Origin of the sequence: Mycolicibacterium holsaticum DSM 44478 = JCM 12374 (assembly GCF_019645835.1) — a bacterium.
Lineage (GTDB): Bacteria > Actinomycetota > Actinomycetes > Mycobacteriales > Mycobacteriaceae > Mycobacterium > Mycobacterium holsaticum.
In genome coordinates, this window is sequence record NZ_CP080998.1 from 4758063 (window position 1) to 4775940 (window position 17878).

General features: G+C 69.1%; 21 protein-coding genes. 4 read left to right on the plus strand and 17 right to left on the minus strand.

Annotation, left to right across the window (positions count from 1 at the left end; translation table 11 throughout):
- Window position 1: 1 nt before the first annotated feature.
- Together K3U96_RS22925 and K3U96_RS22930 are read right to left on the minus strand one after the other, a co-directional pair.
- Window positions 2-346, minus strand: coding sequence for an ester cyclase (locus K3U96_RS22925; protein WP_069405409.1), 345 nt, complete (start codon window positions 344-346; stop codon window positions 2-4).
- Window positions 347-389: 43 nt separating this feature from the next.
- A complete protein-coding gene (locus K3U96_RS22930; protein ID WP_069405408.1) occupies window positions 390-698 on the minus strand; it encodes a DUF4229 domain-containing protein in 309 nt (102 codons plus the stop codon).
- Window positions 699-751: 53 nt separating this feature from the next.
- Between K3U96_RS22930 and K3U96_RS22935 the strand changes: the two genes are divergently transcribed.
- Window positions 752-913, plus strand: a complete 162-nt coding sequence (locus tag K3U96_RS22935) for a hypothetical protein (RefSeq protein WP_110917321.1) — start codon at window positions 752-754, stop codon at window positions 911-913.
- Window positions 914-918: 5 nt separating this feature from the next.
- Here K3U96_RS22935 and K3U96_RS22940 read toward each other — a convergent pair whose 3' ends face one another.
- Genes K3U96_RS22940 through K3U96_RS22975 form a run of 8 tightly spaced genes read right to left on the minus strand, consistent with a single transcriptional unit; the run spans window position 919 to window position 8508 of the window.
- Entirely contained in the window at window positions 919-2037 is a 1119-nt protein-coding gene (locus K3U96_RS22940) for a MinD/ParA family ATP-binding protein (RefSeq protein ID WP_069405407.1), read from the minus strand.
- A 2-nt stretch (window positions 2038-2039) separates the two neighbouring features.
- Window positions 2040-3041 carry a c-type cytochrome biogenesis protein CcsB gene (gene ccsB / locus K3U96_RS22945; protein ID WP_069405406.1) on the minus strand — a complete coding sequence of 334 codons (1002 nt, stop codon included), beginning with the start codon at window positions 3039-3041 and terminating at the stop codon, window positions 2040-2042.
- Complete coding sequence (gene resB / locus K3U96_RS22950; protein ID WP_220691203.1) at window positions 3038-4708, minus strand: cytochrome c biogenesis protein ResB; 1671 nt, start codon at window positions 4706-4708, stop codon at window positions 3038-3040. Before resB ends, ccsB begins: the two co-directional genes overlap by 4 nt.
- The gene (locus K3U96_RS22955; RefSeq protein WP_069407925.1) at window positions 4705-5565 is read right to left on the minus strand and encodes a cytochrome c biogenesis CcdA family protein; all 861 of its coding nucleotides are present in this window, start codon (window positions 5563-5565) and stop codon (window positions 4705-4707) included. The genes resB and K3U96_RS22955 overlap by 4 nt, the downstream gene beginning before the upstream one ends.
- Entirely contained in the window at window positions 5562-6137 is a 576-nt protein-coding gene (locus K3U96_RS22960; RefSeq protein ID WP_372515046.1) for a TlpA disulfide reductase family protein, read from the minus strand. Before K3U96_RS22960 ends, K3U96_RS22955 begins: the two co-directional genes overlap by 4 nt.
- Before the next feature lie 17 nt (window positions 6138-6154).
- Window positions 6155-6763 carry a histidine phosphatase family protein gene (locus K3U96_RS22965; protein WP_069407923.1) on the minus strand — a complete coding sequence of 203 codons (609 nt, stop codon included), beginning with the start codon at window positions 6761-6763 and terminating at the stop codon, window positions 6155-6157.
- Window positions 6760-8076, minus strand: a complete 1317-nt coding sequence (hemL, locus tag K3U96_RS22970; RefSeq protein ID WP_069407927.1) for a glutamate-1-semialdehyde 2,1-aminomutase — start codon at window positions 8074-8076, stop codon at window positions 6760-6762. Before hemL ends, K3U96_RS22965 begins: the two co-directional genes overlap by 4 nt.
- Window positions 8077-8127: 51 nt before the next feature.
- Window positions 8128-8508 carry a nitroreductase/quinone reductase family protein gene (locus K3U96_RS22975; protein ID WP_069407922.1) on the minus strand — a complete coding sequence of 127 codons (381 nt, stop codon included), beginning with the start codon at window positions 8506-8508 and terminating at the stop codon, window positions 8128-8130.
- Between the two features lie 23 nt (window positions 8509-8531).
- Between K3U96_RS22975 and K3U96_RS22980 the strand changes: the two genes are divergently transcribed.
- The 3 genes from K3U96_RS22980 (at window position 8532) to K3U96_RS22990 (ending at window position 11813) form a co-directional block, all read left to right on the plus strand.
- Window positions 8532-8912, plus strand: coding sequence for a nitroreductase family deazaflavin-dependent oxidoreductase (locus K3U96_RS22980; protein ID WP_069407926.1), 381 nt, complete (start codon window positions 8532-8534; stop codon window positions 8910-8912).
- A gap of 71 nt (window positions 8913-8983) precedes the next feature.
- A complete protein-coding gene (locus K3U96_RS22985; protein WP_069407921.1) occupies window positions 8984-9181 on the plus strand; it encodes a hypothetical protein in 198 nt (65 codons plus the stop codon).
- Between the two features lie 28 nt (window positions 9182-9209).
- The gene (locus tag K3U96_RS22990) at window positions 9210-11813 is read left to right on the plus strand and encodes a LuxR C-terminal-related transcriptional regulator (RefSeq protein ID WP_220691204.1); all 2604 of its coding nucleotides are present in this window, start codon (window positions 9210-9212) and stop codon (window positions 11811-11813) included.
- Window positions 11814-11830: 17 nt separating this feature from the next.
- Here K3U96_RS22990 and K3U96_RS27070 read toward each other — a convergent pair whose 3' ends face one another.
- From K3U96_RS27070 to K3U96_RS23025, 7 genes are all read right to left on the minus strand, one after another.
- The gene (locus tag K3U96_RS27070; protein ID WP_220693713.1) at window positions 11831-13378 is read right to left on the minus strand and encodes a PGRS repeat-containing protein; all 1548 of its coding nucleotides are present in this window, start codon (window positions 13376-13378) and stop codon (window positions 11831-11833) included.
- Window positions 13379-13539: 161 nt separating this feature from the next.
- Window positions 13540-14025 carry a lipoprotein LpqH gene (locus tag K3U96_RS23000; RefSeq protein WP_220691205.1) on the minus strand — a complete coding sequence of 162 codons (486 nt, stop codon included), beginning with the start codon at window positions 14023-14025 and terminating at the stop codon, window positions 13540-13542.
- A gap of 113 nt (window positions 14026-14138) precedes the next feature.
- Window positions 14139-15506, minus strand: a complete 1368-nt coding sequence (locus tag K3U96_RS23005) for a cytochrome P450 (protein ID WP_220691206.1) — start codon at window positions 15504-15506, stop codon at window positions 14139-14141.
- A 58-nt stretch (window positions 15507-15564) separates the two neighbouring features.
- On the minus strand, window positions 15565-16047 hold the full coding sequence (locus K3U96_RS23010; protein ID WP_069404853.1) for a pyridoxamine 5'-phosphate oxidase family protein: 483 nt from the start codon (window positions 16045-16047) through the stop codon (window positions 15565-15567).
- A gap of 10 nt (window positions 16048-16057) precedes the next feature.
- Entirely contained in the window at window positions 16058-16336 is a 279-nt protein-coding gene (locus tag K3U96_RS23015) for a hypothetical protein (RefSeq protein ID WP_069404831.1), read from the minus strand.
- A 99-nt stretch (window positions 16337-16435) separates the two neighbouring features.
- On the minus strand, window positions 16436-17029 hold the full coding sequence (locus K3U96_RS23020) for a TetR/AcrR family transcriptional regulator (protein ID WP_069404830.1): 594 nt from the start codon (window positions 17027-17029) through the stop codon (window positions 16436-16438).
- Window positions 17016-17873 carry an oxygenase MpaB family protein gene (locus K3U96_RS23025; protein WP_069404829.1) on the minus strand — a complete coding sequence of 286 codons (858 nt, stop codon included), beginning with the start codon at window positions 17871-17873 and terminating at the stop codon, window positions 17016-17018. Before K3U96_RS23025 ends, K3U96_RS23020 begins: the two co-directional genes overlap by 14 nt.
- Between the last annotated feature and the right edge of the window lie 5 nt (window positions 17874-17878).

A 17878-nucleotide genomic window follows, 5' to 3' on the forward strand; every position in this document is an offset into this window, starting at 1 on the left:
GTCAGGCCACCGACGTGCCGGTCCAGTATTCGGCGAACCGGCCGTCGACCACCCGCAGAATGTCGTTTCCGGTGAACCGCTTCGGGCCGTCCTTGGCCGCGCCGGTGCCGATCCAGCGGGCGGCCAGCAGGTCACCCTCGAGGAACGGCTCGACCTCGATGACGAACTTGAGCTCGGCGAACATCTTGTGGGTCTCGTCGACCACGTCTTCGAGCCCCGCGGGTCCGCGCACGACGCGGTCCGGCCAGTGTCCGACGAAATCGTCGGTCACCACCTCGGCTGCGACGGGCTGACCAGCCCAGACCTCATATATCCATCGTTCGTATAAATCCTTGGCAGACCTCATGCATAGACGACTACCCGGACACCACGGCGAGTAACCGGGCCGGTCAGGAGGTCGGGGGGTCTTCGCCGCGCAGCCTGGCCTGCAGCTGTTCGCGGTCCTTGCGCCGGCGTTCGTCGAACACCGCGATGCTTGCGGTGGCGCGGCGCCGCAGCGGGGCGAACAGCCAGATGCCCAGCGGCAACGCGATGACGACGGCGAACAACAGCGCGACCACAAGCGGAAATTCGTGCAGCCCGAGCAACTGGGCGGCGCCGAAGATCGCCGCGGTCACCGCCGCGACCAACAGCAGCCGCGCCCCGGCGTAGACCGCCACGTCGATTGCCAGCCGAGCTGCTGGACGTCCGTCAGACACGGCCCGAGCCTACCGATGACGAGTATCATCGCTACAAGGAGGTTTTTTTCGCCGTGGCGTACTTGCTGTTGCTTTCCGTTTTGGCCGGGCTGACATACGTGGGCTGGCGGCTGACGCGGGTGTCCGCCGGTCGTCCGCGGACCCGTGTGATCGGACCCGACGACGACCCCGACTTCCTGCGCCGTCTCGGCACCGAGGACAACCCCAGGCCCTGACCCCGCTATCCGGCGCTGCGTTTTGCGCCGGGAAACCCATCGGCGACCACGGCCGCCAGTTCGAGCAGCGCTTCGCGGGTTTGGGGCTTCAGCCGCTCCAGGCTGATCTCCGCCCCCTCCTCCAGATGCGGATCGAACGGCACCTCGAGCACCGCGCGGCACCGCCGGTTGAAGTGGTCGACGACCTTGCGCATGTCGACCTTGCCCGATCGCGGCCGCACCGCGTTGATGACGGCGATCGAGTTGCGCACCATGTCCTGGTGGCCGTGCGCGTCCAGCCAGTCCAGCGTCGCCGATGCGCTGCGCGCGCCGTCCACCGAGCCCGAGCTGATCACCACCAACGCATCGGCCTTCGCCAGCACCGCGGCCATCGCCGAGTGCATCAAGCCGGTGCCGCAGTCGGTGAGCACCAGGCTGTAGAACCGCTCCAGCACATCCAGCGTGCGGGTGTAGTCGGCGGAGCTGAACGCCTCCGACACCGCCGGGTCGCTTTCGGAGGCCAGCACCTCCAGCCGGCTCGGGCCCTGTGAGGTGTAGGCGCGCACGTCGCTGTAGGCCACGATGCCCTCGGCGTCGCGCAGCAGATGGCGCACCGTGGCCGGGGTTTCCAGCGGCACCTTCTGGCTCAGCGTGCCGCGATCCGGGTTGGCGTCGACGGCGACGACGCGGTCACCGCGGATGGAGGCCAGCGTCGCACCCAGCGTCGCGGTGATCGTCGTCTTGCCGACCCCGCCCTTGAGCGACAGCACCGCGATCCGGTAGCAGCCCCGCAGCGGTCGTTGCACCTGCGCGACGAGCATCTGGCGGCGGGTGGCCTTGGCGCCTTCGCCCACGTTGATCAGCTTGAACGACGCCAGGTACAGCCACTTGCGCCAGCCTTCGGAGGGGGCGCGTTTACGCTGGCCCAGCAGCGCGACGGTGGACAGATCCAGATACGGCGGTGGGTCCTGGTGTTGTTGCTGCTCGGGTGGCGGGGCCGGTGGCAGCGGCAGCCCTTTGGGCGGCGTCGGGGCCGTCCACTCCGGCGGCGGCGCGGCGGCCGGATCGATGAACCGGTCCTGTGCACGGAATCCGGTTGGAACGAAGGTGCTTTCGGCCGCGCGGTGTGCCGGACGTTCGGACACGCCTAACCCACACCCGCGTACGAATGCAGTCCCACCGTCACGAGGTTGATGAAGAACAGGTTGAACACCATCGCGATGAAGCCGGCGACGTTGATCCACGCGGCCTTACGGTCCCGCCACCCCGCCGTCGAGCGGGCGTGCAGGTAGGCCGCGTAGATGACCCAGGCGATGAACGACACCGTCTCCTTGGGGTCCCAGCCCCAGTAGCGGCCCCACGCCTCCTCGGCCCAGATCGCCCCGAAGATCACCCCGAAGCCGAACACCGGGAACGCGAAGATCGTTGTGCGGTAAGCGATCCGGTCCAGGGTTTGGGCGTCGGGCAGGCGCGCCACGATGCGGGCCACCAGACCGTCGGCGGTGTCGTCCTGGGGAGCGCCGAAGCGCGACATCTTGACCAGGAACAGGATGCTGGCCACGCCGGCGACCAGGAAAACCCCGGAGCCGAGGCTGACCACCGAGACGTGAATCGGCAGCCAGTACGACTGCAGCGCAGGCATGACCGGGGCGGCGTTGGTGTAGAGCCAGCGGCCCGACACCGTCAGCAGGATCAGCACCGGAACGAGCACGAACACCCACAGCGCGCGGTACTGCGGACGGCGCAGCACCACCGCGGCGGCGATCAGCCCGGACAGGCAGGTGAGGTTGATGAACTCGTACATGTTGCCCCACGGCACCCGCGAGGTGGCCAGGCCGCGCAGCACGATGCAGCCCAGCAGCAGCCCGATGCCGAGGTAGGCCAGCGCCAGCCCGGCGCCGCCGATCCGTTCGTCGACCGAACGCTTGGGCCGGTCGACGACGACGCCGGGTGCGGCGCTGTCGCCGCCGACCGCGGCCGGCGGCGCCGAGGACGCCGCCGCGACGAGCTCACGGCTTTCCACCTTGCGGGTGCGGCTGTAGGCCAGCTCGACGGCCAGCAGCAGCAGCGCGCCCACCAACACCAGCACCGACGAGGTGAACGCCCAGTCCGAATAGCGGGCCAGGCCGATGTCGATATTGGTGTTCATGTGACCTCTTCTCGTGACCGCTGGACGGTGTCATCCGGCCCATCAAGCACGTCAGGCACCAGGCGTTTGGTCAACCGCTCGAACTCGTCGCCCCACCCCGAGTTGTCGGTACGGGCCAGCCCGCCCAGCTCGACGCTTACGGTACCCGGGCCCGCCGGGGTGATCCGCACCCAGATCCGTCGTCGCCGCACCACCAGCGACACCAGCAGCCCGGCCATCATCGTCATCGCGAACACCAGCACCCAGATCTGGGCCGGGTCGTGGGACACCTGCACGTTGATGAACGGCACCGCGCCGTCGAAGCGCACCACGGTGCCGTCGTCGAGCTGGGTGGACTCCCCTGCGCCGAGGTTGACGCGCGCCATCTTGGTCAGCCGGTCCTGTTCGATCAGCCGGGCGTCGAGGTTGAACAGTGACTGCGGGCGGCCGGTGTCCAGGCCGGTGTCGCCCTTGTAGATGTCGATGGCGACCGCGGGGTCGTTGAGCGCCGGGAAGCTCGACGACAGCAGGGTGCCGTGCAACGCTTCGGTGGGCGCGAACAGGCCCTGGATCGCGATCTGGTTCTCGCGGCGCTCGCCGGCGTCGGGGTAGGTGCCTGCGGGCGGGTCGAACCGCATCGCGCCCGACGACAGCAGGGTGATCGGGTCGTCGGGGCGGAACTGCAGCGTCTGCGTGCGGATCTGGCCGTCGGCGAAGATCACGGTGAAGGTCGGTGCGTAGCCGTGGCCCTGCAGATAGATCCGGTCGCCGCCGACCCGCAGCGGCTCGTTGACCTTGAGCCGGTAGGGCCGCCAGGTGCCGGTGGTCAGGTCCTCGCCGGCTTGATACTCGATGTCGGAGGCGAACGAGGTGGCCTGGCCGGTCGGCAGATAGTCGGCGTCGAAGCTGTTGACCCGCAGGCAGATCGGATGCAGTGAGGTGCCGTCGACGGTGTTGCCCGCCCGGAACGAGTCGAACGCCGCCGGGGAGGCCGAGCAGAAGCCGGGGCCGCCGTCGGCGATGACGATGACGTTGCCCTCGTAGCCGAACATCTTGCCTGCGGCCACCGCGACGAGCAGGCCGAGCAGCGAGAAGTGGAACACGATGTTGCCGAACTCGCGCAGATAGCCTTTCTCGGCGGAGATCTCGGTGCTGGCGCCGTCGTGGCGGGTGGTCTTGCGCCAGCCGCGCAGCCGTTCGGTCATCGCCGCGGCCAGCATCTGCGGTTCGGCGGCGACGGTGGCGCTGTGGTGCTTGGGGAGCCGGCTCAGGTTGCGTGGCGCGGCCACCGGGGTGGCGCGCATGCTGCGGAAGTGCTCGATCAGCCGCGGGGTCACACAGCCCACCAGCGAGATGAACAGCAGCACGTAGATCGAGGTGAACCAGAAGCTGGAGAACACGTCGAAGGCCTGCAGCCGGTCCAGCCACGGGCCTATCGTCGGATGCTCGGCGATGTACTGCTGCACCTTGGATTCGTTGAGGCTGCGTTGCGGCAGCAGCGCCCCGGGGATCGCGCCGAGCGCGAGCAGGAACAGCAGCACCAGCGCGGTGCCCATCGACGTCAGGGTGCGCCACGTGTTGCGGATCACCGCGAGCAGACGCGAAATCCCCCGATTTCCCCCACTTTTGGGGGATTTCACGTCTGTTCCCTGCTTGCGCGTGGGCCCACGCGCCTCGGTGGTGCTCATATCGGCAGGGTGACGTCGGAGACGAAGGCGTCGCGCACCCAGGACACGAAGTCGTTCCACACCCCGGTCACCAGCGCCGTGCCGACGAGGATGAGCAGCAGACCGCCGACGATCTGGATGGTGCGGGTGTGGCGGCGCAGCCAGGCCAGGCCCTGTACGGCGCTCGCGGAGCCGAAGGCCAGCAGCACGAACGGGATTCCCAGCCCGAGGCAGTAGGCCAGCACCAGCGCCACGCCGCGCGCGACGTTGGCGCCGTCGGTCGCCGACGCCACGGTGATCACCCCGGTCAGGGTGGGGCCAAGGCACGGTGTCCAGCCCAGCGCGAAGATCGCGCCGAGCAGCGGTGCGCCTGCGACGGTCGACAGCTGGCGCGGGGTGAACCGTGCGTCGCGCTGCAGCGCGGGGATGAAGCCGACGAACACCAGCCCCATCACGATCGTGACGACGCCGCCGATGCGTTGCAGCAGAAGCTGATTGGTGATCAACGTGGTCGTCATGCCGAGCACGGCAACGGTGCCCAGCACGAACACCGCGGTGAACCCCGCGACGAACAGCCCGGCCGCACCGGCGACCCGCAACCGCACGGCGCGAACCGCGGCCCTGCCGGTCTCCGCGCTCGTCGAGATCGACGCTCTGGCGGATTCCTCCCGCACTTCCGCGCCCGAAGGGACGTTACGGCGAGAAAGGTCGGGGGTGTCCTCGGGGGCGACGCCGACCACCGCCGCCAGATATGACAGGTACCCGGGTACCAGCGGCACCACACACGGCGAGGCGAACGACACCAGACCGGCCAGCACGCAGACCCCCAGGGCCAGCAGCACCGGTCCGGCAGCGGCGATCTCGGCGAACCCGGTCACGTCGTGGGCTCCGGCTCAGCGGCCAACCGTTGCACCACCGGTTGCAGGTCCTCGGCGAGCAGTTCGCGCAGGAACACCGCGGCCACCCGGTGCTGACGGTCCAGCACGACGGTGGACGGAATGACGGTGGTCGGGTACTTGCCGCCGAAGGCGATCATCGTGCGCATCGGCGGGTCGTAGATGGACGGAAACGTGATGTTGCGGTCGAGGATGAAATCCCTTGCGGCATCGCGGTTGTGGTCGCGCACGTCGATGCCGAGGAATTGGACGCCGAGGCCGCGGGTGTTGTCGTAAACCTGTTGCAACTGGCCGATCTCGGTGCGGCACGGCGCACACCACTGCCCCCACACGTTGACCACCACGACCTCGCCTGCGAAGTCGTCGAGCGAGATGGTCTTGGCCGGGTCCATCAGGTCGGGGCCGCTCAACGCGCCGGGGCGGCCGCGGTCCTCGGGCGGGTCGTAGAAGATGTCGGTCTGGCCGCCCGGCGCGACGAACTCGAAGGTGCCGCCCTGCGCGACGGCGTCGTCACCGGTGGAGCATCCGGTGAGCACGGCCACGGCCGCGCTCACGATGACCACCCACCACTTCACTGCTCAGCCGGCTCGCTGTAGTACCAGTCGACGAGCGTGTCCCCCTCGTAGACGAACGAGTTCAGCGACGCCAGCCCGCACTGACGCTTGCGTGGATCGTGGGCGAACCGCTTGCCCGTCAACGACCGGCGCACGATCTCCACCGGCAGTTGGTGGCTCACGCACACCGCCTCACGGCCCTGCGCGCCGGCGCGGGCCTTGTCCACGGCGCGTCGCATCCGTTCGGCGATGTCGCGGTACGGCTCGCCCCACGACGGGCGCAGCGGATTCCACAGGTGCCGCCAGCTACGCGGATCGCGCAGCGCACCGTCACCGGGCGAGATGCGCTTGCCTTCAAAGATGTTCAGCGCCTCGATGAGGTCGTCGTCGGTTTCGATCGGCAGGTTCATCCGCTTGGCGATCGGGGTCGCGGTCTGCTGTGCACGCAGCAGCGGGGAAGCCATCACCAGCGCGATGTCGCGGTCGGCCAGGTACTCGGCCGCCTTCTCGGCCTGCGCGTAGCCGCACTCGGAGAGGTGGTAGCCCTCGAGGCGGCCGTACAGGATGCCCTCAGGGTTGTACACCTCGCCGTGCCGCATCACGTGCACGGTGGTCCTGTCGCTCATTCGGGGCGGCTCGCTTCCGCTGCGGCCCGCGCGGCGCCGGGCAGGGCCGCCGCGATGCGTTCGAACGCCTCGTCGTCCAATACCGTTGAGACGAACCATGTCTCGAAGGCGCTGGGCGGTGGGTAGATGCCCGCGCCGAGCAGGCCGTGGAAGAACGCCGGGAAGCGCCAGGTCTCGGTGGCCCGCGCCGACGCGAAGTCGGTGACCGGCCGATCGGTGAAGAACACCGACAGCATGTTGCCGGCGCGCGCAACCTGATGTGCCACATTGGCTTCGGTGAACGCCTGCCCGAAAAGGCCGGCCAGCCGATCGGCGTTGGCGTCCAGCGCGGCGTACGCGGCGTCGTCGGCGGCGCGCAGCGTCGCCAGCCCGGCGGCCATCGCGACCGGATTGCCCGACAGAGTGCCCGCCTGATACACCGGACCCAGTGGGGCCAGCCGCTCCATCACCTCGGCGCGGCCGCCGAACGCCGCGGCGGGCAACCCGCCGCTCATCACCTTGCCGAACGTGAACAGGTCGGCGTCGACGGGATCGACGCCGTACCAACCGGATCGGCTCACCCGGAACCCCGTCATCACCTCGTCGACGATCAGCAGCGCGCCGGCTTGGGCGGTGATACGGCGCAACGCGGCGTTGTACCCGGGCAGCGGCGCCACGGTCCCCATATTGCCGGGGCTGGCTTCGGTGATGACGCACGCGATGTCGTCGCCGAACCGGGCGAACGCGTCTTCGACCGCGGACACGTCGTTGTAGGGCAGCACGATCGTGTCGGCGGCCGCGGCGCCGGTCACCCCCGGTGAGGACGGCAGCCCCAGCGTCGCCACGCCGGAGCCGGCGTCGGCCAGCAGCGCGTCGCTGTGCCCGTGGTAGCAGCCGGCGAACTTGATGATCTTGGGCCTGCCGGTGTAACCGCGGGCCAGCCGGATCGCGCTCATGGTGGCCTCGGTGCCCGAGTTGACCATGCGCAGCCGTTCGACGGGGGCGACGCGGGCCACGATCTCGGCGGCCAGTTCGGTCTCCGAGGGAGTCGGGGCGCCGAAGGACAGCCCGTCGGCCGCGACGCGCTGCACCGCCTCGACGACGGCGGGGTGGGCGTGACCGAGGATCATCGGGCCCCACGAGCAGACCAGGTCGACGTAGCGGTTGCCGTCGGCGTCGGTCAGCCAGTAGCCGTTGGCCGAGGTGATGAAGCGCGGGGTGCCGCCGACCGAGGCGAAGGCCCGCACCGGCGAGTTCACCCCGCCGGGGATGACCCCGGCGGCGTCGGCGAACAGCCGTGCCGAAACCTCGGTGGAGATCTGGTCAGCACGCATGGCCACCAGTGTCCCAGCACCATGCAAACCGTCAACTACAGGGTGTAGTTCTCAGCCCTCCGGTGTCACCACGAACACCGGATGGTCGGCCTCGTGAGGCAGCTGCTCGAAATAGCCCTCGACCACCCGACCGGCCTTCTTGCGGTATGCGGTCAAGATCGGCGGGCGGTCCTGTTCGGGAATCTCACGCGCGACATAGTCCGTCGAGCCGATCTTCACGTTGGGATCGGCCCGCACGTTTTTCACCCACTCGGCTTCGCCGCGGGTGGAGACCAGGTACTTGGAGCCGTCGACGTCGACGGAGATGATCGGGATCCGCTGGGGCTTCTTGGTGCGCCGCGCGGTGACCGTCAGTGTCTCGCCCATCCCGGTGACTTTCGCGAGTGGGTTGAAGATCTTGGTGGTGAGCCAGCCAGGCTTGAGATATGCCATGTCTTCGGAGTGTGATGGTTCACGTGCAGCTCCCGCAACGGCTGGCCCGGTTCAACCGGTACGTCACCAACCCGATCCAGAAGCTGTGGGCGGGCTGGGCGCCGACGTACGGCATCCTCGAGCACGTCGGGCGCCGGTCCGGCAGGCCCTATCGCACGCCGCTGACCGTGTTTCCCACCGGCGACGGGGTCGCGATCCTGCTCACCTACGGGCCGGACCGGGACTGGCTGAAGAACATCACCGTCGCGGGCCAAGCCCGGATGAAGCGGTACGGCAGGACGTTCGAGGTGCGCGATCCGCAGGTGCTGCCCAAGGCGCAGGCGGCCACAGCGGTCACGGGCCGGTGGCGGCCGATCTTCGCGCGGCTGCCGTTCGAGCAGGCGGTGCTGCTGCGCCGGGCCTGACCGCCCGGGCCGTCGAACTGGGGTAGGGCTTTACCCCAGCATCGCCTGGCCTGCGCGGTCAATCTTGGTTCATGTCGGCCGATCCGCGTCGGGCTGAGTCGCTGACGCAGCTGCCCCTGCCGTACGCGACCGCGCTGCGGTTGCGCGATGCCGGCGTCGACGATGAGGTGATCGCCGAGCGGGTGGGCGTGGAGGTCGATGCGCTACCGACGTTCATGCGGGTGGCCGAGGCAAAGCTCGCCGCCGTATCGAAGCAGACACCGCGCTAAACGCGCCGGTAGCGGCTAAAATTTTCCGGTGATCCAGGGCTGGCCGCTGGTAGGGCGGTCAGAGGAACTGGCGGTTATCGCCGAGGCCGTGCGGGCAGCGAATCGCGCCCGCGGGATCGTGCTATCGGGCTCCCCCGGCGTCGGCAAGACGCGGCTGGCGCGGGAAGCCGTCGCAGAATGTGGGCCGCGCGGCGCCCGCCGGCACTGGATCGCAGGCACCGCGTCGTCGCGCAGTGTCCCGCTGGGTGCCTTCATCGACATCGCCAGCGACTTCGGACCGGATCCGTTGCGGCGGGTCCGTGAAGTGATCGACGGGCTGATCGGTGGTGCGCGATACGGCGAAGTCGTCGTCGGTGTCGACGACGCACACCTGCTCGACGACCTGTCGGCGTTCACCGTGAACCAGCTCGTCACGCGACGACTGGCCACCGTCATCCTGACGATCCGCACGGGTGAGTCGCCGCCGGACGCGATCACCGCGATCTGGAAAGACCAGCATCTGGAACGCCTTGAACTGCAGCCGCTTTCGCAGCCGGAAATCGCTGACCTGGTGCAGCACGTGCTGGCCGGGCCGGTGGACTCGTTCAGCGCACAGCGACTGTGGCAGTACACCCAGGGCAATGCGCTCTATCTGCGTCACCTACTGGACAACGAGGTGAACGCCGGCCGGATCTCACAGTGCTCCGGTGTGTGGCTGTGGGACGGCCACCCAAAGCTGTCGCCGACGCTGATCGAACTGATCGAGGCGCGGATGACGAAAGTCCCGGCCTCCGTTCACGTCGTTCTCGATGCGCTCGCGTTGGCAGAGCCACTGGAAACCGAGGTGTTGGAGGCGGTGGCCGATCCCGATGCCGTCGCGGAGGCCGAATCGCTCGGCCTGATCAGCGTCGACACCAGTGCTCGGCCGGCGTCGGTGCGGCTCGCGCATCCCCTGCTGGGCGAGGTCCGCCACACCGGCTCGCTACGGTTGCGCCGGCTGAGCGGGCGGATCGCCGCCGAGCTCGCCCGACGGGGCTCGTCAGACCCCCGCGACCTGATCCGGCGTGCGGTGCTGACCCTCGAATCCGATCTCACCCCGGACCCGGAACTGCTGTTGTCCGCCGCCGCGGCGGCGATGCAGTTGCTGGATCACCGGCTCGCGGAGACGCTCGCCGAGCGAGCGGTGGCCGTCGGCGGCGGCCCCTGGGCCAAGATCGCGCATGCGATGGCGATCACCTGGCAGGAGCGCGGCGTACGAGCCGAGGAGGTCCTGGCCGAGCAGGCCGAACAGGCGTCGGGCCTGGAACGGACCCAGATCGCGATCCTGCGCGCCATGAACTTCACGCTGATTCTCGGTGAGGTGACCCGCGCCGAACGCGAACTCGAGTTGCTGCCCGCCGATGATCGCTCCGCGCAGGCGGTCGCCACCGCACTGCGGGCGTTGATCCAGATGGTGCGCGGGCACTCCAGGACAGCGGTGGACATGGCGTTCGCCGCCGAGGCGAGCTCGTTGGACAACGACGTCGCGAAGATCTTTCTGGCCTGGGTGTTCGTCGCCGGCCTCGGCGATCTCGGGCGGATCGACGAGATCGAACCCGCGGCGAAGCGGGGCTATGCGATCGCCGACAAGTCGCCGGAGTCCGGGCACCTGCTGCGTCGGTTGGCACTTCAGGAGACGCACGGCTACCGGCTCGGCGGCATGCTGGAGCAATCGGACGAAGTCATCGCCCGGATCAGGCGCGACACGCTCGACGTCCCGTTCGAGGAATCGTGGCACCGCGTGATGGTCGGCCTGTCGGCGATGACCCGGGGTGCGCTGCAGGACGCGCGACGGTCGCTGCGGGACGCACTTGCCTATCTCGGCCCCGGCGATAGCGGACGCATGGTGAAGACCTTCGGCCGGTTGTGGCTGACGACGGTGACCGCGATGGCCGGATCGGCAACCGAGGCACGTTGCGAGCTCGAAGCCATCGAGTGGTGGGCCCGTGACCCCGATGCCTGCATGTTCGACCCGTACCGGTCGCTGGCGCAGGCTTGGGTGTGCGCATCTGAAGGCGCTGTGTCGCAGTCGATTTCGATCATGCGCGATGCCGCGCAGCGAGAACGCGCGCTCGACCGGCCGGCCTGGGAAGTGGTCCTGCTGCAGACGGCGACACAGTTCGGCGACCACACCACCGCTGCCAGGTCGGCCGAGCTGGCCGGTCAGGTGCAGGGGCCTCGGGCGCCCACCGCCGCGGCGCACGCCGCCGCGCTCGCCGCAGGCGACGGGGACGCACTGCTCGACGCGTCGCATCGCTACGAGACTTTCGGCGATCGGCTGGCCGCTGCTGACGCCGCCGCCCACGCCGTCGTCGCATATCAGCACGCCCGGTTGCGCGGAGCGGCACTGACCGCGTCTGCCATCGCCGGACGGCTCGCCGACGAATGCCAGGGGGCCCAGACCCCTGCGCTGCGCGCCCTGAGCATGCCGCAGCCGTTCACGACCCGTCAGCGTGAGATCATTTCGCTTGCTGCACAAGGTTTGTCGAACAAGGAGATCGCCGAACGACTGACCATGTCGATCCGTTCGATCGAGGGCCATCTGTTCCGCGCCTCGCAACGCGTCGGCGCCAACAGCCGCGATCAGCTCATCTCACTGCTGCACGGGTCGTGACGCGTAACCGATCGGCGTCAGCCGGGGTTGCCGGCGCTTCCGTTTGCCCCGTCGCTGCCGCCGGCGCCGGCACCGCCGTCAGCGCCGTCCGTGCCTGAGCCCTGACCACCGGCGCCTCCGGCGCCGCCCAGCCCACCGACACCTGGCGCACCCGCCGGACCGCCTGTACCGCCGGAACCTGGGGTCCCGCCACTTCCGAGAGTGACATCGGTGGTCGGGTCCGCGGGGAATATCACGCCGCCGCCGTGGCCGCCGTTCCCGCCGTTCCCACCGTCGCCGCCGTCGCCGCCGTCGCCGCCCGTACCGCCGTTACCGCCGGTGCCGCCGGTTCCGAAGAATCCGCCCTTGCCACCATTGCCGCCTGCGCCGCCGTTCTGACCGGCACCGCCGGGGGCACCGTCACCGCCGTCGCCGCCGTCACCGCCGCTGCCGGAGACCAGGGTCACGCCATTGCCCTGAGTGATCGCATAGCCGCCGTTTCCGCCGTCGCCACCGTCAGCACCCGTTCCGCCGTCACCGCCGTCGCCACCGTCGCCGCCGGTCGCGTCACTGCCCAGGCTGGTCGCATCACCGCCGGCACCGCCGTTTCCGCCCGGCGCACCGTAACCTCCGGCGCCGCCGTCGCCGCCGCCGGGCGCCACTGCGGGATCGGGAATCTCGACATCGTCCCCGCCGTTGCCGCCGTTCCCGCCGGCCACACCGGGGCCGCCGGCGCTGCCAGGACCTCCGGGTGAAGCGGTGCCGAACACGAAATCGTCATCGCCGTCCGCACCGTCGGGGGCGCGGCTGACCCCGTCCCACACGAGGTCACCGTCGAGCCCCGCCAGCCCGGCCCCGCCGTCGCCGCCTGCACCGCCGTTGCCGAACAGCAGCGCACCGTCGCCGCCGTCACCGCCGTTCCCGCCGGGTCCGCCGTCGCCTCCGGCGCCGCCGTTGCCGAAGAGCAACCCGGCGCGGCCACCGGGACCGCCCGCCTGGCCGATCAAGACGCCATCGCCGCCTTTTCCGCCGTTACCCCATAACAGGCCGCCGTCGCCGCCGGGACAACCGGCGCACGTGGCGTCGAGGCCGTTACCGATCAGCAGACCGCCCGGGCCGATCAGGTACACCGCGCCACCGAACGCTGTGGGAGGCAACGATTGGCTGTAGGGCACCGACAACGCCGACGGTCCGTTGTTGCCGCCTGAACCTCCCTGCGGTGTCACGAAAACCAGCGGTGCGTAGAAGCTGGGGCCTGTCGAGGTCGCCGAATGGGCGCTGGCCGCGAAGTGTTCGACAGCGGTGCTCAACGCAGCGGCGCTGCTTCCCGCGGCTTTGACCGTCGAGGTCTGGTCGGTGGACGGAAGAAATCCGGCCACCCCCAATGGATTCCCCGACTGCGACGACGTCAACGCCACCGGCGGGGGCCCCGAGGCGGGCGACGTGCCGGTGGACTCGGCGGGCGTCGACGACGAGAGTTCCTGGGCCGCAACGCTTATACCGCCCGCCACGAGCAGGCCCGCCGCCATACCGGCCGCGATCTTGGTGTTGATGTCAGCGGTCGACGTTGAATTGCGTTTCGACATGTCGTCCTCCATCCGCGCCTGTATCGGTAACGTAAGGCCGGTGCAGCCCAGTCGATGGGGTAGTCCACTACCCCATCTGGCTATATTCCTGGCGCACAACGGATATCGACAACCGGCGGCGCCCAGGATGGGACACCGCCGGTCGCGTTGAAGGTGTTTCGCTACGGGCAGGTCACCGAGATCTGGAAGGGTTTGTTGACGGGCTGCATGGGATTGGCCATGTCGACGCCTGTGGCGGTGCCGGAGATCCTATAGACGTCACCGTCCTTTTCGACCTTCGCCTCACCCTGACCGGTGCCGCTCTGGAAGCCCAGCGTCACCCCGTTGACGTTGCCGAGACCCACCGACTGCACGGTCGAACCGTCTTCGCTCAGCACGGCGCCGATGCCGGTCATCGCGTCACCGATGGCGATGTTCATGTTTCCGCCCATGGCGCTGCACACCACGGTGCCCTCGACGTTCTGATCCTGACCGTCGATCGAAACCTTGGTGGCAGCACCGCTGGATCCAGCCGGTGCGGCGCTGGCGGTGCCCGGGTCGGCGGCCGACGTGGCGGGATCCTCGGACCTGTCACCTGACGAGCAACCGGACAAACCAGCGATGACGACCGCGACGCCGCCCGCCGCGACCAGTAATCGACGCTTCACGACTGTGCTCCCTTCATTGGTCTGACGGTCAGGGGGCAACGTATTTCGCGGGGTGCCGAGCGGCTGGGGTAGTGAACTACCCCATTTTCACCGGACCGTCGCACTCGGTGCGGTCAAGCCCCTCGCTCACGGCGGCGCAGCCGGGCGCGGATCGGCCCCTTGGCCACCGTGGTGAACGGCACCTCGCAGTGAAACGCGTCGTCGGTCGAGCGGATCTCGAGCGCCCGGACGATCGTGGCCAGCGCCAGCGTGGTCTCCAACCGCGCGAAGTGTTCGCCGATGCATGGCCGCCCGCCGCCGAGGAACGGCAGAAACTGCCAGCGCGGGCGGGTCTTGACGTTCTGCGGGCTGAAGCGCTCGGGGTCGAACACCATCGGGTCGGGCCACAGCGTCGGGTCGTGGTGCAGCGCGTACAGGCCCACGGCCAGCAGGCTGCCCTTCTGCACCCGGTAGCCGTCGACGGCGATCTCCCGCGTTGCCAGGCGGGCGACGCCCGCGGCGGGCGGGCACAGCCGCAACGACTCGTGCAGCACCTGCACGGTGTACTCCAGCCGGGGCACGTCCTGAGGGGTCAGCTCCCGGTCGCCGATCGCGGCGACCTCCTCGGCCACCCGGGCCTGCACGTCGAGGTGGTGACCCAGGATCCACAGCGAGTACGTGAGCGCGGTCGCGGTGGTGTCGTGCCCGGCGAGCATGAAGATCAGCAGGTCGTTGGAGATGTCCTGGTCGGACAGCGGCTTGCCGGTCTCGGGGTCGGTGGCCGCGATCAACGCCTGCACCAGCGGCGCATCGCGGTCGGGATCGGCGCGGCACGCGTGCACCATGTCGTCGGTGATCTTGCGCATCTCGGCCACCGCGGCGCGGGCGCGTCGGCGTGCCGGTGTCGGCAGCCAGCGCGGCGCGCGTACCGGGCGCAACGCGCGGTCGGCGGTGTAGGACGACGCCACGTGCATGCACCGCGCGATGGTCTCGGCGCGTTCGTTGAGGTCGAGCCCGAGCACCGACCGGCCCAACGACTGCATGGCGACCTTGCGGCATTCCAGGTCGAGGTCGACCTCGCCGCCGTCGGGCCAGCGGTCGACGAACTGCTGCGCCGCCCCCGACATGTGGCCGCCGAAGTTGCGGACATTGTGCTTGGTGAACACCGGTTGCAGCGCCCGCTTACGGGGCCGCCACTGCTCGTTGGGCAGCACGAACAGGCTGTCGCCCGCCATGTTCTGCACTTCCTCGTGGATGATGCACCGATCCGACGAGGCGTCGCTGCGGCCCAGCACGTCGCGCATCGAGTCCGGCGACATCACCGCGACGATCGGCGGAAACAACCATCTCGGCCCGAACTGGATCCGGGTGATGCGCCCGCCGGCGTCGCGGATCGCTTCCTGGCCGGTGTCGAGCCTGCGCACCAACTTCACCAGCTGCCAGAACGGCAGGGGGTTCTTCGGAACCAGCGGCAGGCTGCTGACGTCGAGCGTCGTCGTCATGGCAACGATCATCGCCCAGCGTCGGCGCGCGCGGCCACCGGGTGCGCGCTTTGCCGGCTCAGGCCGCCCAGATCAGCGGGGCGCCCTGGCCTGTTGTCATCACGGTGCCGGCCATCACCCGGATCCGGTAGGGGCTCAGCCGCAGCGCGGCGAACTGTTCGGAGCCCGGCCCCTCGCTCCACATCGGGATGATGCGCGGGTCGTAGCCGACGGGCGCGGGGCCGGTGGCGAACTTGTCCCACACCGCGGCGCGGGTCTCGTCGTCCAGATACCACTCGACGAGGCATTCGGCGCTACACGTGTCGTGGCTGGGCGACCAGTAGCTCACCGAGACCTCGGGATGGGCGGCCAGGTGCGCCCTCTTCACCGGGCTGGGCACGGTCGCGATCCAGCCGAACAGGTCGGTGCCGTCCCACTCCCAAATCGGATGCAGGATGCGGGTGCGCGGACGGCCGTTGGCGTCGACGGTGGCCACCGACGCCCACACGATGGAGTGCGCCATCTCGACGAAGGCAGGCGCGATCTGCTCAAGGGATGTCACGCCCGGCACTCTACGTGGAGGGTGAGTCGTCCTTGCTGTCGCTGAACTTCGGGTTGCCCTCGTCGTCGAGCCAGTCGTTGACGGCGGTGCCCGCGACCGCCCCACCGGTTCCGGGCATCGTGACGGTCGGGCGCTCCTCCTTGTAGTCCTTCGCCATTTCCCTGGCCTTCTCCCGGTGTTCCTCTGTCACCTCGGGTTTGTCGGTGGGTGGCCGCTCTTCGGGTTTGTCGATGACCTGATGCTGATCATCCGTGCGGGGTTCGGCGCTCTGCCGTTCTTCGTTGGTCATGGCCTAACGACTGCCCCAACGGGGTGAATACAAAACCGGTGAGCCCCGGCCGGGACGCCCACCGGTCGCATATCGCGATGTGGCCCACGCCAACTGGAGTTAGGCCGGCACCGTGCGTAGCGCCGCGGGCAGGCTGGGCAAAAAGTGGCGGGTGGCGAAGGCCCGGATGTCCTCGGCGGTGTCCAGCGGTGCGACGCTGGGCAGCAGCAGCACCATCGCGGCGTAGCGCAGGATGGTGTCGGCCAGCTCCGTGACGGCGTCCTCTCCGATCCGCTCGGCGAACCCCGGCGGAAAGATGATCCGCAGCGCTTCGGCCATCCGGTCGATCGCCGCCGCCCAGTGCTGGGTGGCCAGCTGCAGCACCAGCGCCGGCTCGTCGGTGACCATCCGGTGCAGCACCCGGTGGCTGCGGAACTTCACGATCGAGAGGGTGAATGCCTCGACATAGTAGTTCGACTGCGGCCCAGCCTGTTTGAGTTCGTGCGCGATGTCGGCGAACAACGTCACGTTGCCGTGTTCGATGACGGCGGCGATCAGCTCGTCCTTGTTGGCGAAGCGCCGGTAGATCGTCGTGCGGCTGACGCGGGCGCGGCGCGCGACGTCCTCGAGCGCGACCCGCCGGAAGCCGTGCTGCTCGAACTCGACGACCGCGGCGTCGAGTATCGCCAGGGTGGTGGCGTCAGCCTCTGGCATAGCCCTTGCACGCATATCCGTTGTAGCGCAAGGTCATCGGCAGTCGGTCCCACAGCCAGTTCACCGGACGCGAACGCCAGAACGCGGCGAAGCGCTGGTATCTGCGCTCCTGGCGTTCGGTCCATGGCAGGCCGAGCATGCCGCGGGTGCGCGGCGGCATGCCGCCGGTGGTGAGGAAGGCCGCCAACGGGTTGAAGATCGGGGCGATCAGCCGCCACGCCAGTGGATGGACACCCTTGGGGCGCGGAAAGCCCTTGGTCACATAGCCGACGCCGTATTTCGCGGTGGGGTGCGCGACGACGATCTCGTCGATCATCCGGTCCCAGTAGCGTTCGAACTCGTCGTAGGTGGCCGGCATCGGCCGGTCGCTGACACCGTAGCGGCGGTACCACGTCTTGGACTCGAGGTAGATCTGTTCCTTCTCCTGGCGGCTGAGCCGCTTGACGAAAGTGTCGGCGAAGTACAGCACCTGTTCGACGAACGTCGCATGCGCCCAGAAGTAGGTGTCGGGATCCAGCGCGTGGTAGCGCGCGCCGTCAGGCATCTCGCCCTTGATGTCGGTGTGGAAGTCGCGGACCTGGGTGCCGGGGTGGTCGTCGTCGGAGCCGTACACGGTGTTGAAGATCGGCGGCAGCGAGCGCTTGACCCTGGCGGCGGTGTCGTCGAAGAACACCGAGTGGTCGAGCACGCCCTGGCCGAGTTCAGCGAGCATGTTCTGCAGCACCGCGGGCCGCGGTCCGATGAGGAACATCCGGTTGTCGCCGAAATAGCGCCAGACCAGCGACTGCGGGCCCAGCGGCAGCGCATCGTCGAGGTGCTCGGACTTCTCCACCAACTCGGTCATGGGGA

Coding starts and splice junctions, on each gene's coding strand:
- K3U96_RS22925 (WP_069405409.1), bottom strand. CDS start 346: ATGAGGTCTGCCAAGGATTTATACGAACGATGGATATATGAGGTCTGG.
- ccsB (WP_069405406.1), bottom strand. CDS start 3,041: ATGAACACCAATATCGACATCGGCCTGGCCCGCTATTCGGACTGGGCG.
- resB (WP_220691203.1), bottom strand. CDS start 4,708: ATGAGCACCACCGAGGCGCGTGGGCCCACGCGCAAGCAGGGAACAGAC.
- K3U96_RS22965 (WP_069407923.1), bottom strand. CDS start 6,763: ATGAGCGACAGGACCACCGTGCACGTGATGCGGCACGGCGAGGTGTAC.
- hemL (WP_069407927.1), bottom strand. CDS start 8,076: ATGCGTGCTGACCAGATCTCCACCGAGGTTTCGGCACGGCTGTTCGCC.
- K3U96_RS22975 (WP_069407922.1), bottom strand. CDS start 8,508: ATGGCATATCTCAAGCCTGGCTGGCTCACCACCAAGATCTTCAACCCA.
- K3U96_RS22985 (WP_069407921.1), top strand. CDS start 8,984: ATGTCGGCCGATCCGCGTCGGGCTGAGTCGCTGACGCAGCTGCCCCTG.
- K3U96_RS27070 (WP_220693713.1), bottom strand. CDS start 13,378: ATGTCGAAACGCAATTCAACGTCGACCGCTGACATCAACACCAAGATC.
- K3U96_RS23005 (WP_220691206.1), bottom strand. CDS start 15,506: ATGACGACGACGCTCGACGTCAGCAGCCTGCCGCTGGTTCCGAAGAAC.
- K3U96_RS23015 (WP_069404831.1), bottom strand. CDS start 16,336: ATGACCAACGAAGAACGGCAGAGCGCCGAACCCCGCACGGATGATCAG.
- K3U96_RS23020 (WP_069404830.1), bottom strand. CDS start 17,029: ATGCCAGAGGCTGACGCCACCACCCTGGCGATACTCGACGCCGCGGTC.
- K3U96_RS23025 (WP_069404829.1), bottom strand. CDS start 17,873: ATGACCGAGTTGGTGGAGAAGTCCGAGCACCTCGACGATGCGCTGCCG.